Source organism: Planomonospora sp. ID91781, assembly GCF_015711595.1.
GTDB classification, from domain to species: Bacteria; Actinomycetota; Actinomycetes; order Streptosporangiales; family Streptosporangiaceae; genus Planomonospora; species Planomonospora parontospora.
Map to the genome: position 1 here is coordinate 3720106 of NZ_JABTEY010000001.1, position 15355 is coordinate 3735460.

Sequence of the window (15355 nt, forward strand, 5' to 3'; positions counted from 1 at the left end):
ATGCACCCACACCTGTCACGCCTGAGCGCCGCGCTCGCCGCGGTGGACGACGAGACCGAGACCATCGCCGGCTGGGGGCGGAAGCTCGCGGCCGTGCTCACCGGCGGCGGCCGCCTGCTCGCCTGCGGCAACGGCGGATCCGCCGCCGAGGCCCAGCACCTCACCGCGGAGCTGGTCGGCCGCTTCCGGGACGACCGCCGGCCGTACGCGGCGATCCCGCTGCACGCCGACACCTCCAGCGTCTCCGCGATCGCCAACGACTTCGGCGCCCAGGAGGTCTACGCCCGCCAGGTACGGGCGCACGGGCGCCCCGGGGACGTCCTGATGTGCCTGTCCACCAGCGGTTCCAGCCCGAACGTCCTGGCCGCCGCGCTCGCCGCCCGCGAGTGCGGCCTCACGACCTGGGCGCTGACCGGCCCGGCGCCCAACCCCCTCGCCGACCTCTGCGACGACGCCCTCCCCGTGGCGGCCGCCGACACCGCGACCGTCCAGGAGGTGCACCTCGCGGTGATCCACATGCTCTGCCACGCGCTCGAGGAGGCCGCCGTATGAGACCGGGACCGCTCGTCGTCGTCGGCGACACGCTGCTCGACGTGGACGTCGAGGGAGAGGCCGAACGGCTCTGCCCCGACGCGCCGGTCCCCGTGGTGGCCGCGGGCCGCCGCAACCGCCGCCCCGGAGGGGCCGGTCTCGCCGCCCTGCTCGCGGCCCGCGCCGGGGCGGAGGTCGTCCTGGTCACCGCGCTCGGCGACGACGAACCCGGCCGATGGCTGCGGGAGGCGCTCTCCGGCTCGATGGAGGTGGTCGGGCTGCCGCTGCGGGGCGGGACCGTCGCCAAGACCCGGATCCGGGCCCGGGGCCAGACCCTGCTCCGGCTCGACACCGGCGAGGGCCGGGCGCATCCGCTCGGGCTCGACGCCCGCCGGGCCGCCGCGGCGCTCCGCGGCGCGGGCGCGGTCCTGGTCTCCGACTACGGCCTCGGCACGGCGGAGGCCCTGCGGGAGGCGACCGCGCTGACTCCGGCGCCGGTGGTCTGGGACCCGCACCCGCGCGGGCCGGTCCCGGCCCCCGGCTGCGCGCTCGTCACGCCGAACGAGGCCGAGGCCCGGCTGCTGTGCGCGCCGGAGCCGTACACCTCGCCCGAGCAGGCGGCCCGCCACCTGGCCCGCGCGTTCGCCGCCGAGGCGGTGGCCGTCACCCTGGGCGCCCGGGGCGCGGCCGTCGCCCGCCGCGGCGGCGCGGTCGTCCGGGTCCCGTCGCCCCAGGTGGCGGCGGGAACGGACGCGTGCGGCGCGGGCGACCGGTTCGCCGGGGCCGCCGCGCTGGCGCTCCGCGACGGCGCGCGCGCCGAGGACGCCGTCGCGGCGGCGTCCCGCGAGGCCGGCCGGTTCGTGGAGGGTGGGGGAGCGGCCGCCGTCCGGCTGCCCGACCCGGCGCCCGGCGGCCGGCTCCCCGGCCTGGGCGACCGGCCGCGCACGCCCCTGGAGGTCGCCCGGGTGGTCCGCGCCGCGGGAGGCAGGCTGGTCGCCACCGGCGGCTGCTTCGACCTGCTCCACGCCGGCCACGTCAGCCTGCTGCGGCGGGCCAGGGCGCTGGGCGACGCGCTGATCGTCTGCGTCAACTCCGACGACTCCGTCCGCCGCCTCAAGGGGGCCGGGCGCCCCGTCGTGGGCGAGGAGGACCGGACCGAGGTGCTGCGCGCGCTGGAGTGCGTCGACGCCGTGGCGGTCTTCGACGAGAGCACCCCCGCCGCGCTGATCGAACGGCTCCGCCCCGACGTGTGGGTCAAGGGCGGCGACTACACCGAGTCCGACCTGCCCGAGGCCGAGGTCGTCCGCCGCGCGGGCGGCGAGACCGTCATCCTCCCCCTGGTCCCCGGGCAGTCCACGACCAACCTGATCGCCGCCGCCCGCGCGGCGCTGTGAGACCTGGAGGAACGGCAATGCCTGCGACACTGGGGAACATCCTGATCACCGGCGGCGCGTCCGGCCTCGGCCTGGCCTGCGCCGAGGCCGTCGCCAAGGCCGGCGGGCGGCCGCTGGTCGCCGACGTGAACGTCCCCGCCTACGACGTCGAGCACGTGGTGGCCGACCTGTCGGACCGCCGCGAGGCGGAGCGGGCCGTCACCGAGCTGGCGGAGCGGGCCGGAGGGCTCGACGGGGTCGTCACCGCCGCGGGCACCGACGCCTGCGGCCGCCTGGCCGACGTGCCCGCCGACCGCTGGGAGCGGGTGATCCAGGTCAACCTGCTCGGCACCGCCTCGGTCGTCCGCGCCGCGCTGCCGTACCTGACCGCCTCCCGCGGGCGGGTCGTGACCTGCGCCTCCACGCTCGGCCTGCGCGCGCTGAGCGACGCCACCGCCTACTGCGCGTCCAAGTTCGCCGTCGTCGGGTTCACCCGGGCGCTGGCGGCCGAGCTCGCCGGGCAGGTGGGCGTGACCCTGCTGATCCCCGGCGGCATGCAGACCCACTTCTTCGACGACCGCGACCCGCGGTACAAGCCGGGGCCCGACGCGCGGCTCAACAGGCCGGAGGACGTGGCCGCGGCCGTGGTGTTCGCGCTGGGCCAGCCGGAGGGCTGCGAGGTCAGGGAACTCGTCGTCTGCCCGTCCACGGAGACGTCGTGGCCCTGACCGGGGCCCCGGCCGCGCGCGGACCGCGATGAGCGGGCTGGACCGGGCCGGGACGGCGGAGCACCGGAACGGCCGGGCAGGAGGGGACGGCGACGGCCGGGCCGGGACGGCGGAGCGCGGGGGCCGGCCGGGAGGGGACGGCGACGATCGGCCCGTGCTGCTGGCGCTGCGCGCGCTCGGGCTGGGCGACCTGCTCACCGCCGTGCCCGCGCTGCGGGCGCTGCGCCGCGCCTTCCCCGGCCACCGGATCACGCTGGCGGCCCCGGCGGCGCTGGCCGGGCTGGTGCCGCTGATCGGCGCCGTCGACGAGCTGTGCGACGTGCCCGGACCGGACCCGGTCCCCGAACGCGTCCCCGTCGAGGCCCCGGACGTCGCGGTCAACCTGCACGGCCGCGGCCCGCAGAGCACCGCCGCGCTGCTGCGCACCGGGCCGGGACGGCTCCTGGCCCACGCGCACCCGGAGATTCCAGGGGTGGAGGGCCCGCGGTGGCGCGAGGAGGTGCACGAGGTGCGCCGCTGGTGCGACCTGCTCGGCTGGTACGGCCTGCCCGCCGACCCGGCCGACCTGCTGCTGGCCGGTCCCGCTTCCCCGCCCGGTCTGCCGGGTCCGCCTGGTATGTCCCGTATGCCGGGTACGTCTGGTCCACCCGGCTCGCAGGGTACGTCTGGTCTGCCCGGTTCACCCGGTTCACCAGACTCGTCAGGTTTGCCCGGTCCGTCAGGTCCGGCGGGACCGGCACCGGCGGGAGAGCGGACCGGCCCGGTCCTGGTCCATCCCGGGGCCGCGTACCCCGCCCGGCGCTGGCCGCCGGAGCGGTTCGCCCGGGTGGCGGCGGGCCTGCGCGAGGCCGGCCACGACGTGGCGGTCACCGGCGGCGCGGCGGAACGCGGCCTCGCGCGGCGGGTGGCCGCCCTCGCCGGGCTGCCCGCCGACCGGGTCCTGGCCGGGCGCACCGGCCTGCCGGAGCTGGCCGCCCTGGTGGCCCGCGCCCGGCTGGTCGTCTGCGGCGACACCGGCGTGGCCCACCTGGCCAGCGCGTTCGCCACCCCGTCCGTGGTGCTGTTCGGACCCGTCCCGCCCGCCCTGTGGGGGCCGCCGCCCGGCGGGCCGCACACCGCGCTGTGGGCCGGGTCGCGTGGAGACCCCCATGGAGAGCGGCCCGATCCCGGGCTGCTGCGGATCGAGGTCCCGCGGGTCCTCGACGCCGCACTCGACCGACTGGAGGTGAACGTCCGATGAGTCTTCCGACCCACCGGCGAGACGATGACGGCGCCCGGCGGGGCGCCCGCCGGGCCGTGGTGACCGGCGGAGCCGGCTTCCTCGGCTCCTACCTGTGCGAGCGGCTGATCGAGCGGGGGACGGAGGTGATCTGCATGGACAACTTCCTGACCGGCTCGCCGGACAACGTCGCGCACCTGATGGGCCGGCCGGAGTTCCGCCTCGTCGAGTGCGACCTAACCGGCTTCGTGCACGTGCCCGGAGACGTCGACCTCGTGCTCCACTTCGCCTCGGCGGCCTCCCCGGTGGACTACCTGCGCCACCCCATCGAGACGCTCAAGGTGGGCAGCCTCGGCACCCTGCACGCCCTCGGCCTCGCCAAGGACAAGGGCGCCCGCTTCGTGCTCGCCTCCACCAGCGAGGTGTACGGCGACCCGCTGGAGCACCCGCAGCGGGAGGGCTACTGGGGCAACGTCAACCCGGTCGGGCCGCGCAGCGTCTACGACGAGGCCAAACGCTTCGCCGAGTCACTGACCACGGCCTACCGCAACTCGCACGGGACCGACACGGCGATCGTGCGGATCTTCAACACCTACGGGCCGCGGATGCGCCCGCACGACGGCCGCGCCATCCCCACCTTCATCCGCCAGGCGCTGTCCGGCGAACCGATCACCGTGGCCGGCGACGGGGGCCAGACCCGCTCCGTCTGCTACGTCACCGACACGGTCGAGGGCATCCTCGCCCTGGCGGAGAGCGACTTCGCCGGCCCCGTCAACATCGGTAACCCGGCGGAGCTGACCATGCTCGCCCTCGCCGAGACGATCCGCGACCTGACCGGATCGTCCTCGCCGATCGAGTTCGTGGAACGGCCCGCCGACGACCCGGCCGTCCGGCGGCCCGACACCTCGCTGGCCGAGTCCCGGCTGGGCTGGCGGCCGGAGGTGGACGTCCTGGACGGGCTGCGCCGTACCATCGCCTGGTTCACCGAGGAGCTCCGCCGGCCCGAGCCGGTGTCCCGGGGCAGGGCGCACCGGTAAATTAAAGATCATGACATATCCGGATCCGCGGTATCTCGGCGACGGAGGCGAGGTCAACGCGACCTTCCGGCCCGCCGGGCACGAGCCCGAGCTGACCTATCCCAACGGGGGCACCGTGGTGCACTACCTGGCGACGGGGGCCTCCACGGGCGGGAGGTTCGGCCTCTACCGGTGGGACATGGGCCCGAACCCCTCGGGGCCGGACGCGCACTTCCACCGGTCGATCTCCGAGTCGTTCTACATCCTCTCCGGGACGGTGCGGATCTTCGACGGCGCCCGCTGGATCGACACGGTCCCGGGGGACTACGTGCACGTCCCCGAGGGCGGCGTGCACGCCTTCCGCAATGAGTCGGGCGAGCCGGCCTCGATGCTCCTGCACTTCGCGCCCGGGGCGCCGCGGGAGGGCTACTTCGAGGGCCTGGCGGAGTTCGCGGTCTCGGGACGGCCCGGTGAGGAGGAGATGACGGAGTTCTTCATCCGGCACGACACCTACTGGGTCTGACAGCGGTTCGCCGGACGGACGAGGGGAACCGCCGTCGTGCCGCGGGTCCTGCTCCCGATTCCCCGGCTCAGCGTCCGTGCCTCCTCGATGGTGAGGAGCTTGAAGCGTGGCATACGGCGATTGTTCCACAACACCCGGCGACATCCAGGACCGCAGGGGAGGGGCGTCAGTCGACGTAGGCGTTGGTGATGCTCCACGGGCCGCAGTCGGAGCTGAAGGTGCCGCGGTCGCAGCCCTGCACGGTGAAGGCCCACCGGTCCGTCGCCCTGCCGTGGCTGACGGTGTCGTCGTAGTCGACGGCCACGTTCTTGGGCAGGGACAGGGCTCCGCTCCACGGGGTCAGCCGGGCGACCTTCACCTGGATGGTCCTGTTGCCCAGGTGGGCGTCCTTGCTCCAGCGGACGTTGAAGAAGTCCCAGTCGCGGCCCAGGCCGCTCCACCGGAAGACGATCCTGTTCCCCGACTCGTAGACGCGGACCAGCGCGCCGCCGCCGAGGTTCGGGGACCAGACGATCTTGCCGTTGCGGAAGCCCTGGTAGGAGCCGCGTTTGCCGGCGTAGCCGTACTCCTTGGTGACGGGGCAGCCGTAGGCGCTGTTCTGGCCGCCGTTGGAGCGCCACAGATCGCCGATGAGGCTGCCGGCGGGGGCGACGAGGGAGGCGTCGCACGCGGCGCGGGCGGTGGCGGCCCGCGCCGCGGTGGCGGGGGCCAGGAGGGCGAGGCCCGCGACCGCCGCGGCGGCGGTGGCGAGCAGGGTGCGGGCGGTGGGCATCGGAGGGCTCCTTCTCGTGCCTGGTGGCGGTCGGGGGTCAGTGCGCGAGGTCGATGGAGGTGGGGATGCTCCACGGGCCGCAGTCGGAGCCGAAGGTGCCGCGGTCGCAGCCCTGGACGACGAAGGCGAACCTGTTCACCTCGTGGCCGTTGGTCGTCGTGCCGATGCCGTCCTTGACGTAGGGGGACATCACGTACTGGCCGCTCCACGGGGTCAGCCTGCGGACCTGGACCTGGGTGGCCCGGCCGCCGTCCTTGCTCCAGCGGACGTTGAAGAAGTCCCAGTCGCGGCCCAGTCCGCTCCACTTGAAGACGATGTTCTGGCCCTTGCCGTAGACGCGGACCAGGGTGCCGCCGCCGAGGTTCGGGGACCAGACGATCTTGCCGTTGCGGAAGCGCTGCCAGGAGCCCTGCTTGTCGGGGTAGCCGTACTCCTTGGTGACGGGGCAGCCGTAGACGCTGCTCTGGCCGCCGTTGGAGCGCCACAGGCCGCCGATGAGGCTGCCGGCGGGGGCGACGAGGGAGGCGTCGCACGCGGTGCGGGCGGTGGCGGCCCGCGCCGCGGTGGCGGGCGCCACCACGGCGGCGGCCGTCGCGACCGCCGCGGCGAGGCCGAGGAGTGAGCGGGAGGTGCGGCTCATCGGAGGAGTCCTTCCGGAAAAGGGGTTCGCGCTGACACCTCGTATGTACGACGAGCTGCTTTCACCCGGCCTGCCCCGGCTTGAGAGCGGCTTACTCAGAGCGCATTTCGTGAAAAATGGTTCTTTATTGAGAAAAGTGGGTTTCCGTCCTGAGCAGCGGTCGGCTCCGACGCTTCCGCGTACGCGGTGCCGGGCGGCCCGGCGACCGGCTCGGGACGTCGCCGGAATTCGGCACAATGACCGATGTGCGAGTTGAACTGCTCGGGCCGTTCGAGGTCCGGAACCGTGACGGGGCCGTGGTGGAGGTGCCCGGGACCCGGCTGCGCGCGCTGCTCGCCGCCCTCGCCCTCGAACCCGGCCGGATCGTCACGCGTGCGAGGCTGGTGGACTGGATCTGGGGGCGGCGGCCGCCCGCGGACGAGGCGAACGCCCTGCAGGCGCTGGTGTCCAGGCTGCGCAGGGTGCTGCCGGAGGGCGTGATCGAGGCGGCTTCCGGCGGATACCGGCTGGCCGTGGCTCCCGACGCCGTGGACGTGTGCCGGTTCGAGCACCTGGTGGGCCGGGCCCGCGCCGCCGAGCCCGCCGCGCGGGCGGAACTGCTGCGCTCGGCCCTGGCGTTGTGGCGCGGTACGGCCCTGGCGGACATCGCGCTGGGGGACGGCGACGCGTTCGACGCGGCGGTCGCGCGGCTGGAGGAACTCCGCGTCACCGCGCTCGGGGACCGGGTGGACGCGGACATCCGCCTCGGCCGCGGCTCGGAGCTGGTCGCCGAGCTGACCGGGCTGGTCGCCGCGTACCCGCTGCGGGAGGGGTTCGCGGCGGCCCTGATGCGAGCGCTCGCCGAGGCGGGGCGCGGGACCGAGGCGCTGACCGTGTACCAGCGGACGCGCGAGCGGCTCGCCGAGGAACTGGGCGCCGATCCGTCGGCCGAGCTCTCCGCGCTGCACGTCGCACTGCTCCGGGGCGAGCTGGGCGAGCGGGCGGAGAACCGCAGGACGAACCTGCGCGCCGAGCTGACGAGCTTCGTCGGCAGGGACGACGACGTCTCCGCCCTCGCCGCCCTGGCCGTCGGGCACCGGCTGGTCACCCTGACCGGGCCGGGCGGCTCCGGCAAGACGAGGCTGGCCGCGGAGACCGCGCGGACGATGCTCGCCGGACTGCCGGACGGGGCGTGGCTGGTCGAACTGGCCTCGGTGCGGGCGGGCGGCGAGCTGGCGCAGGCCGCCCTCACCGCGATCGGCCTGCGCGACCAGGGGCTGCTCGGCGGTGCGCGGGGCGGCGAACCGGCGGAGCGGCTCATCGCGGCGCTCCGGGAGCGCGCGGTCCTGCTGGTCCTGGACAACTGCGAGCACGTGATCGAGGCGGCCGCGGCTTTCGCGGACCGGCTGCTGGGGGAGTGCCGGAACCTGCGGATCCTGGCCACGAGCAGGGAACCGCTCGGCATCACCGGGGAGGTGCTGTGGCGGGTCGAGCCGCTCGCGCTGCCCGCGGAGGGCGCGGACCCCGCCGAGGACGGGTCCGCGCCCGCGGTGCGGCTGCTGCGGGACCGCGCGGACCTGGTGCGCAAGGACGTCGGCTCGGACGCGCGCACCCTGTCGGCCATGGCGCGGATCTGCCGGGCGCTCGACGGGATGCCGCTGGCGATCGAACTGGCCGCGGCACGGCTGCGCACCATGTCCGTCGACCAGCTGGCACGCCGGCTCGACGACCGGTTCCGCCTGCTGACCGGCGGCAGCCGTACGGTGCTCCCCCGGCACAAGACGTTGCGCGCGGTCGTGGACTGGAGCTGGGATCTGCTGACCGAGGCCGAACGCGGCGTGCTGCGGCGGCTCTCGGTGTTCTCCGGCGGGGTGAGCCTGGAGGCGGCCGAGCGGGTGTGCGGGCACGGGGCGCTCGCCGGGGAGCAGGTGCTCGACGTGCTGACCGCGCTGATCGAGAAGTCGCTGCTGCTCGCCGACGGAGAGGGCGCGCCGCGCTACCGGATGCTCAACACCATCAGGGAGTACGCGGGACACCGGCTCGCCGAGGCGGGGGAGACCGAGCCGGTGCGCCGGGCGCACCTCGCCTACTTCACCGAGCTGGCCGAGACGGCCGATCCGCACCTGCGCACGGCCGGGCAGCTGGAGTGGCTGGCCGTGCTCGAGGCCGAGCAGGACGACATCAACGCGGCCCTGCGCGGGGCGATCGCCGAGGGATGGGCCGAGGAGGCGATGCGGCTGGTCGCGGCCGCGGGCTGGTACTGGTTCCTCAGCGGGCGCCGGGCGGAGGGCACCGAGCTGAGCGTCGCGGCGGCCTCGCTGGACGGTGAGGTGTCCGACGGGGTGCGGGCGATGGCGTACACCATCGTGACGGTGTTCGTGTCCTCCGGGGTCGGCGGCGACCAGTACCAGGCGCGGGAGTGGATCCAGAAGGCGCACCGGTTCGCCGAGCGCAGCGGGCACCGCCACCCCCTGCTCGGATTCGTCGTCCCGCTCGAGGCGATGCTGCGCGGGCCCGCGGAGTTCCTGCCCGCGTTCGAGCCGCTCATCGCCGGCGACGATCCATGGGTGAGCGCACAGGCCAGGCTCGCTCGCGGCCGGTTGCGGCTCACGCTCGGCGGCGACGAGACCGACGTGGACCTCGACGCCGAGATCGCCCTGGCCGGGTTCCGCGGGGTGGGCGACCGGTGGGGGATCGCGCTGGCGCTGGCCTTCCTGGGCGACCGGCTCGCCATGCGCGGGGAGTTCGCCCGTGCGTGCGAGCACTACGAGGAGGCGGTCGCGGCGCTGACCGCGCTGGGTGCGACCGAGGACGCGGTCGGCGTGCGGGCGCGGCAGGCGCAGCTGTACTGGCTGCTCGGCGACGAGCGGTCCAGCGCGTCCGCCATGGCGGACGCGCAGCGGTACGCGGACGGGATCGCCTGGCCGGACACGGTCGCCGAGCTGACGATCGCGAAGGCGGACCTGGCGCGCTGGCGCGGCGAGCCGGACGAGGCGCGCCGGCACCTGGCCACGGTGCGGGCGATGCTGGACGACGAGGAACGGATCGGCCTGGTCCGCGCCAAGGCCATGGACATGTACGGCTACCTCGCCGGCGATCTCGAGGAGTCCCGCGCGTACCGGGCCGAGGCGTTCCGCGTGGCGGCGGAGCAGGAGTTCCCGCCGATGCTCGCCGAGGTGCTGATCGGGATCGCGGACCTCGCGCTGCGCCAGGGGCGGGCCGAGCAGGCCGTACGGCTGCTCGCGGCGGGCGACGCCGTGCGCGGCACCCCGGATCGCGCGCAGCCGGACGCCTCCAGGATCGCCGCGGAGGCGCGCGGCCGCCTCGGGGAGGCCGCGTTCGCCGAGGCGGTCCGCGCCGGCCGGCGGCAGGACTGGCGTGAGTTGGCCGAGGCCGCGCTCGCCTCGTGAGGACCGGCCTGCGGGGCGGCGCCGCACGGCGGTGGCCGGCGGCGGCCTACCGCCGCTCCCCGGCCGGAGAGGCGCCCAGCAGGTCGGTGAGGCGGGCGGCGTTGCGCTGGGCGTTGTCGCGGCAGCAGTTGTTCATCAGCACGTGGACGGTCCCGGCCTGCCCGGAGAACTCCCGGAGCCGGGCCGCCCAGCGCTCCAGCTCGGCCTCGGAGTAGACATAGGCGAAGCGCTCCTCGATCTTCTTGCTCGTCCACTTGTCCGAGTGGCCGTGGAAGCGGACCACGGCCAGGTCCGCGGTGGCGGCCAGGACCGGCGGGATCGACGAGGGGTGTCCCTGCGGCATGTCGACGCTGACGTACGGGATGCCGTGCTCGGCCAGGAAGCCGAGCGTCCGCTCGCGCTCGCCCTCCTCCATCCAGGTGCGGTTGCGGAACTCCACGCACGCGCGCATCGGGGCGCAGCGCCGTACGGACTCCAGCACCCGGCGCCGGTTGCCCTCGCCGGCCGGGAACCACGGCGGGAACTGCAGCAGGACGGCGCCGAGCCGGCCGGCCTCGTGCAGCGGCGCGAGCGCGCCGAGGAAGCGCGACCACACCTCTTCGGCGATCTCGGGGCCGACGTCGCGCAGGTAGAGGGTGCCGTCCGGGTCGCCGAGCCGCAGGCGGAGGTCCTTGTAGAGCGAGCGCGCCCGGGTGGGGTGCCCGGTCAGCAGGGAGAACGCCTTGACGTTGAAGGTGAACCCCGGCGGCGTGCGGTCCCGCCAGGCCTCCGCGGTCTTGACCGACGGGGGGTGGTAGTAGGTGGCGTCCACCTCCACCAGCGGGAACCGCGCCGCGTAGAAGGCGAGCCGCTCGGCGGGCGTCGACACCCCGTCCGGGTACCAGCCCGAGTCGAGCAGCGACCTGTCGGTCCACGAGGCCGTTCCGACGAGGACGTTCCCGGTCGGCGCGCCGGCCGGGAACGCCGTCTCGGCGCCCGCGCGACGCGGCGGGCCGGGGACGGGGATCGGCAGGGAGGTCTGGGTCTCCATGCCAGGGCACTGCCCGTGTGGCGGGCCGCGTCACCTCCCGGACCCGGCGGGTGCGCGAACGCCTCCCGGGCGGAGCCGGCGGACGCCGCCGGGGACGGCGAGGCCGGCCGGGACGGGCGCCGGACCGGGAGGCGTTCACCCGCGTCCTCGCCGTCAGAGCAGTTTGTCCGGGGTGACGGGCAGGTCGCGCACGCGTCTGCCGGTCGCGTGGCGGACGGCGTTGGCGATCGCGGCGGCCACGCCGGTGACGCTCACCTCGCCCACGCCGATCAGGCCCAGGGGCATGGTCGGGTCGGGCACGTCCAGGCAGTGCACGTCGATGGGCGGGACGTCGGCGTGGACCGGGACGTGGTAGTCGGCCAGGCCGGGATTCATGATCCGCCCGTTGCGCGGGTCGACGAGCGTCTCCTCCGACAGCGCCATGCCGATGCCCATCACGATGCCGCCGCGGAGCTGGCTGGCGACCATCTTCGCGTTGACCACCCTGCCGACGTCGAAGACGCCGAGCCAGCGGGAGACCCGGACCTCCCCGGTGTCCGGGTCGACCCGCACCTCGCAGAAGTGCGCTCCGCACGCGGCCTTCACCCAGCGCCGCCGGTCGCGCAGGAGCTTCGACATGAACCGGAGCTGCCCGGTGACCTTCCCGACGCGGGTGTCGGACCCGACGGCGGCCTCGGCGGAGTCCCGGCCCGCCCGGGCCAGGATCGCCGTGTAGGTCTCACCGGGTCCCGCGGGCCCGGCCCAGAGCCCGCCGTCGCGGGCCTCGAGGTCGCCCGGCCGCCGGCCGCGCAGCGGGGAGCCGCCGGAGCGCCGGGCCAGGGCGAGCAGCGAGCCCTTCAGCTTCTCGCACGCGGCCAGCAGGCTCGCCGCCACGCTCGCGGTCTGCGCGGAGCCGCCGGCGCCGGGCCCGCTGGGCAGGTCCGAGTCGCCGTACTCCACCCGCACGGCCTCGAACGGCACGCCGAGGGCGTCGGCGGCGATCTGCGCCTGCGCGGTCGCCCCGCCCATGCCCATCTCGTGGAAGCCGCAGCGCACCACGACGGAGCCGTCGGCCGAGAGCCTGACCGTGACGTTGGCGGGCATCTGCCACGAGGGGTGGTACGCCGAGGCGACGCCCAGGCCGACGAGCCACCCGCCGTCGCGCATCGAGCCCGGCTCCGGCGTCCGGCCGGACCAGCCGAACCGCTCCGCGCCGAGCGCGTAGGCCTCGCGCAGCATCCGGTGCGCGAACCGCTTGCCGTCGACCGGGTTGCGCTCCGGCTCGTTGCGCATCCGCAGCTCGATCGGGTCGAGGCCGAGCGCGCAGGCGAGCTCGTCGACGGCCGACTCCAGCGCGAAGGTCCCGATCGACTCGCCGGGCGCGCGCATGGGCGTGTTCGGCACCGCGTCCAGCTCGACCAGGTTCTGCCGGAGCAGGATGTTCTCCGCGGCGTAGAGGTGCCGCGACTGGGAGGTCACCTGCTCGGGCAGGCCGCCGGTCCGGCCGGTCTGCGTCACGCTGGTGTGGATCAGCGCGGTCAGCGCGCCGTCCGCGCGGGCGCCCAGCGCCACCCGCTGCGCCGACGGGGTGCGCCCGCCGACCGTGCGGTAGACGCCCTCCCGGGTGAGCGCCATCCGCACCGGCCTGCCGGTCACCCGCGCCGCCAGCACCGTCAGCACGGTGCCGGCCCAGACCATGGTCTTGCCGCCGAACGCGCCGCCGACGTACGGCGCGACCACCCGCACGTTCCGCACCGGGACGCCGAACCGCAGGGCCAGGTGGTCGCGGAGCCAGGTGATGTTCTGGGTGCCCTCGTGGACGGTCAGCCGGTCGCCGTCCCACACCGCCGTCGTGGCGTGCGGTTCGATCGCGTTGTGGTGGTACGGCGGCGTGGTGAAGCGCAGGTCGACCGAGACGGGCGCGGCGGCGAGCGCGGCCTCCGCGTCGCCCTTGCGGGCGCCGCCGGACTGCAGCGCGCTGCTCTTCTGCGGTACGGCGTTCCCCTCCTCGGCGGCGAAGTCCACGGTGGCGGGCAGCTCCCGGTAGGAGACCCGGACCAGGCCGGCGGCGTGCCGGGCGGCCTCCGGCGTCTCGGCGACGACGACCGCGACGGGCTGGCCGTTCCAGTGCACCTCGTCGGTGTTGAGGTAGTTGACGCTCGACCCGGAGGCGAGGCTGCTCAGGTTCAGCACGCTCACCGGGGGCGGCGGCTTCATCGCCGGGGCGTTCTCGTGCGTGATCACGACCAGCACGCCGGGGACGGCCTCGGCCCCGGCCGCGTCGATGCCGGTGATCCGGCCGCGGGTGACCGCCGCGTGCACCAGCGCGGCGTGCGCCAGGCCGGGGTGGGGGTGCTCGGCCGCGTAGCGGGCCGCGCCGGTCGTCTTGGCCGTCCCGTCGACCCGGTCCAGCGGCCTGCCGACGCTGCGGCCGGTTCCCGCCTCCACCGGGGACGGGGCCCGCGTGGGAGCGGTGGGGGTGGACGTCATGCCGGGCTCCCCTCGGCGAGCAGCCGCCGCAGCGTGGCCGTGACGGCCCGCCGGGCCATCTCGATCTTGAAGGCGTTCCCCGGCAGGCCGGTGGCGGGGGCGAGCTCGGCCTCGGCCGCCCGCCGGAACGACTCCTCCGTGGCGGGCGCCCCGAGCAGGGCGTGTTCGGCCCGCCGGGCCCGCCACGGCGTGGTGGCGACGCCGCCGAGGGCCAGCCCGACCCCGGTCACCGTACCGTCGCGGACCTCCAGCGCGGCGGCGACGGAGACCAGCGCGAACGCGTACGACGCCCGGTCGCGGACCTTGCGGTAGCGCGAGTTCGCCGCCGTCGGCGAGGGCGGCAGCTCGACCGCGGTGACGAGCTCGTCGGGGGACAGGTCGGTCTCGACGTGCGGGGTCTCGCCGGGCGGCCGGTGGAAGGAGGCCATGGGGACGCGCCGGACGCCGCGCACGCTCTCCACCTCGACCACGGCGTCGAGCGCGGCCAGCGCGACGCACATGTCCGAGGGGTGGGCCGCGATGCAGGCGCCGCTCACGCCGAGGACGGCGTGGCCGCGGTTGAACCCGCCGATCGCGCCGCACCCGCTGCCCGGCTCCCGCTTGTCGCAGGCGGCCGTGCGGTCGTAGAAGTAGGGGCAGCGGGTGCGCTGGAGCAGGTTCCCGCCGACGGTCGCCATGTTCCGCAGCTGCGCCGAGGCCCCGGCGAGGACCGCCTGGGACAGCACCGGATAGCGGGCCCGGATCAGCGGATGCGCGGCCAGGCGGCTGTTGCGCACCAGGGCGCCGATCCGCACGCCGCCGTCCGGCCGCTCCCCGATCTCGGCCAGGGGCAGGGAGGTGATGTCGACGACCGTGTCCGGCTGCTCGATCCCGGCGCGCATCAGGTCGACGAGGTTCGTCCCGCCGCCGAGGAACTTCGCACCGGGATCGTCGGCGACCGCGCGGAGCGCCGTCGCGACGTCGGGGGCGCTCACGTACGAGAACGGTCTCATCGCTCCGCCTCCGCCGCGGCGAACTCCCGGATGGCGTCGACGATGCCGTTGTAGGCGCCGCACCGGCACAGGTTGCCGCTCATCCGCTCCCTGATCTCGTCGTCGGTGAGCTCGGCGCCGTCCGCGCAGAGGTGCTCGGTGACGGCGCTGGGCATCCCGGCGCCGTGCTCGGCCAGCATCCCGATCGCCGAGCAGATCTGGCCGGAGGTGCAGTAGCCGCACTGGAGGCCGTCGTTGCGGACGAAGGCTGCCTGGAGCGGATGCCCGGGCCCGTCGCCGGCGATCCCCTCGATCGTGGTGATCTCCCGGCCGGCGTACTGCACGGCCAGGGCCAGGCAGGAGTTGATCCGCTCACCGTCGGCCAGGACCGTGCAGGCGCCGCAGGCCCCCTGGTCGCAGCCCTTCTTCGTGCCGGTCAGGCCGAGGCGCTCGCGCAGCGCGTCGAGCAGGCTGACCTGTGGCGGGAGATCGAGCGACGCGTCGGCGCCGTTCACCCGCAACCGCACCTCGACCACGTGCACCCTCCGTTCGTGAGCCGGTCCGCGGAGCCGCCGCGCGTCCCCGCGGGGGGGACGGGCGGGAAGACGCCCGCCGGGGTGGCGGGCCCGTCCGCTGCGGCCGACGCTAACAGAACGACGTACTCTTAACAAGAGAACGGTGTCCTCTTACCTCC

General features: G+C 75.4%; 13 protein-coding genes. 7 read left to right on the forward strand and 6 right to left on the reverse strand.

What is annotated here, in order from left to right; all coding sequences use genetic code 11:
- The 6 genes from HS048_RS16810 to HS048_RS16835 are packed head-to-tail and all read left to right on the forward strand — an operon-like array spanning window position 1 to window position 5390.
- Window positions 1-552 carry an SIS domain-containing protein gene (locus HS048_RS16810; protein WP_068893891.1) on the forward strand — a complete coding sequence of 184 codons (552 nt, stop codon included), beginning with the start codon at window positions 1-3 and terminating at the stop codon, window positions 550-552.
- Window positions 549-1925, forward strand: a complete 1377-nt coding sequence (rfaE2, locus tag HS048_RS16815; protein WP_196467414.1) for a D-glycero-beta-D-manno-heptose 1-phosphate adenylyltransferase — start codon at window positions 549-551, stop codon at window positions 1923-1925. The genes HS048_RS16810 and rfaE2 overlap by 4 nt, the downstream gene beginning before the upstream one ends.
- Before the next feature lie 17 nt (window positions 1926-1942).
- Window positions 1943-2632 (forward strand): SDR family oxidoreductase, encoded by a 690-nt coding sequence (locus HS048_RS16820; RefSeq protein WP_196467415.1) that lies wholly within the window; start codon window positions 1943-1945, stop codon window positions 2630-2632.
- Window positions 2633-2660: 28 nt separating this feature from the next.
- Window positions 2661-3872 carry a glycosyltransferase family 9 protein gene (locus tag HS048_RS16825; RefSeq protein ID WP_196467416.1) on the forward strand — a complete coding sequence of 404 codons (1212 nt, stop codon included), beginning with the start codon at window positions 2661-2663 and terminating at the stop codon, window positions 3870-3872.
- The gene (locus tag HS048_RS16830) at window positions 3869-4888 is read left to right on the forward strand and encodes a UDP-glucuronic acid decarboxylase family protein (protein WP_196467417.1); all 1020 of its coding nucleotides are present in this window, start codon (window positions 3869-3871) and stop codon (window positions 4886-4888) included. Before HS048_RS16825 ends, HS048_RS16830 begins: the two co-directional genes overlap by 4 nt.
- Window positions 4889-4898: 10 nt before the next feature.
- Window positions 4899-5390, forward strand: coding sequence for a cupin domain-containing protein (locus HS048_RS16835; protein WP_196467418.1), 492 nt, complete (start codon window positions 4899-4901; stop codon window positions 5388-5390).
- A 166-nt stretch (window positions 5391-5556) separates the two neighbouring features.
- On the opposite strand, the gene HS048_RS16840 is transcribed toward HS048_RS16835, so the two are convergent.
- A complete protein-coding gene (locus HS048_RS16840) occupies window positions 5557-6162 on the reverse strand; it encodes an LGFP repeat-containing protein (RefSeq protein WP_196467419.1) in 606 nt (201 codons plus the stop codon).
- Between the two features lie 37 nt (window positions 6163-6199).
- Window positions 6200-6802 carry an LGFP repeat-containing protein gene (locus tag HS048_RS16845; protein ID WP_196467420.1) on the reverse strand — a complete coding sequence of 201 codons (603 nt, stop codon included), beginning with the start codon at window positions 6800-6802 and terminating at the stop codon, window positions 6200-6202.
- Between the two features lie 236 nt (window positions 6803-7038).
- On the opposite strand from HS048_RS16845, the gene HS048_RS16850 reads away from it, so the two are divergent.
- On the forward strand, window positions 7039-10191 hold the full coding sequence (locus HS048_RS16850; RefSeq protein WP_196467421.1) for a BTAD domain-containing putative transcriptional regulator: 3153 nt from the start codon (window positions 7039-7041) through the stop codon (window positions 10189-10191).
- Between the two features lie 46 nt (window positions 10192-10237).
- Here the strand turns inward: HS048_RS16850 and HS048_RS16855 are convergent, their stop codons facing one another.
- The 4 genes from HS048_RS16855 to HS048_RS16870 form a co-directional block, all read right to left on the reverse strand.
- Window positions 10238-11221 carry a DUF72 domain-containing protein gene (locus tag HS048_RS16855; RefSeq protein ID WP_084007879.1) on the reverse strand — a complete coding sequence of 328 codons (984 nt, stop codon included), beginning with the start codon at window positions 11219-11221 and terminating at the stop codon, window positions 10238-10240.
- A 153-nt stretch (window positions 11222-11374) separates the two neighbouring features.
- Window positions 11375-13690, reverse strand: coding sequence for a xanthine dehydrogenase family protein molybdopterin-binding subunit (locus tag HS048_RS16860; RefSeq protein ID WP_196467422.1), 2316 nt, complete (start codon window positions 13688-13690; stop codon window positions 11375-11377).
- Window positions 13687-14682, reverse strand: a complete 996-nt coding sequence (locus HS048_RS16865) for a xanthine dehydrogenase family protein subunit M (protein WP_068893883.1) — start codon at window positions 14680-14682, stop codon at window positions 13687-13689. Before HS048_RS16865 ends, HS048_RS16860 begins: the two co-directional genes overlap by 4 nt.
- Window positions 14679-15203 (reverse strand): (2Fe-2S)-binding protein, encoded by a 525-nt coding sequence (locus HS048_RS16870; RefSeq protein WP_373868878.1) that lies wholly within the window; start codon window positions 15201-15203, stop codon window positions 14679-14681. The genes HS048_RS16865 and HS048_RS16870 overlap by 4 nt, the downstream gene beginning before the upstream one ends.
- Between the last annotated feature and the right edge of the window lie 152 nt (window positions 15204-15355).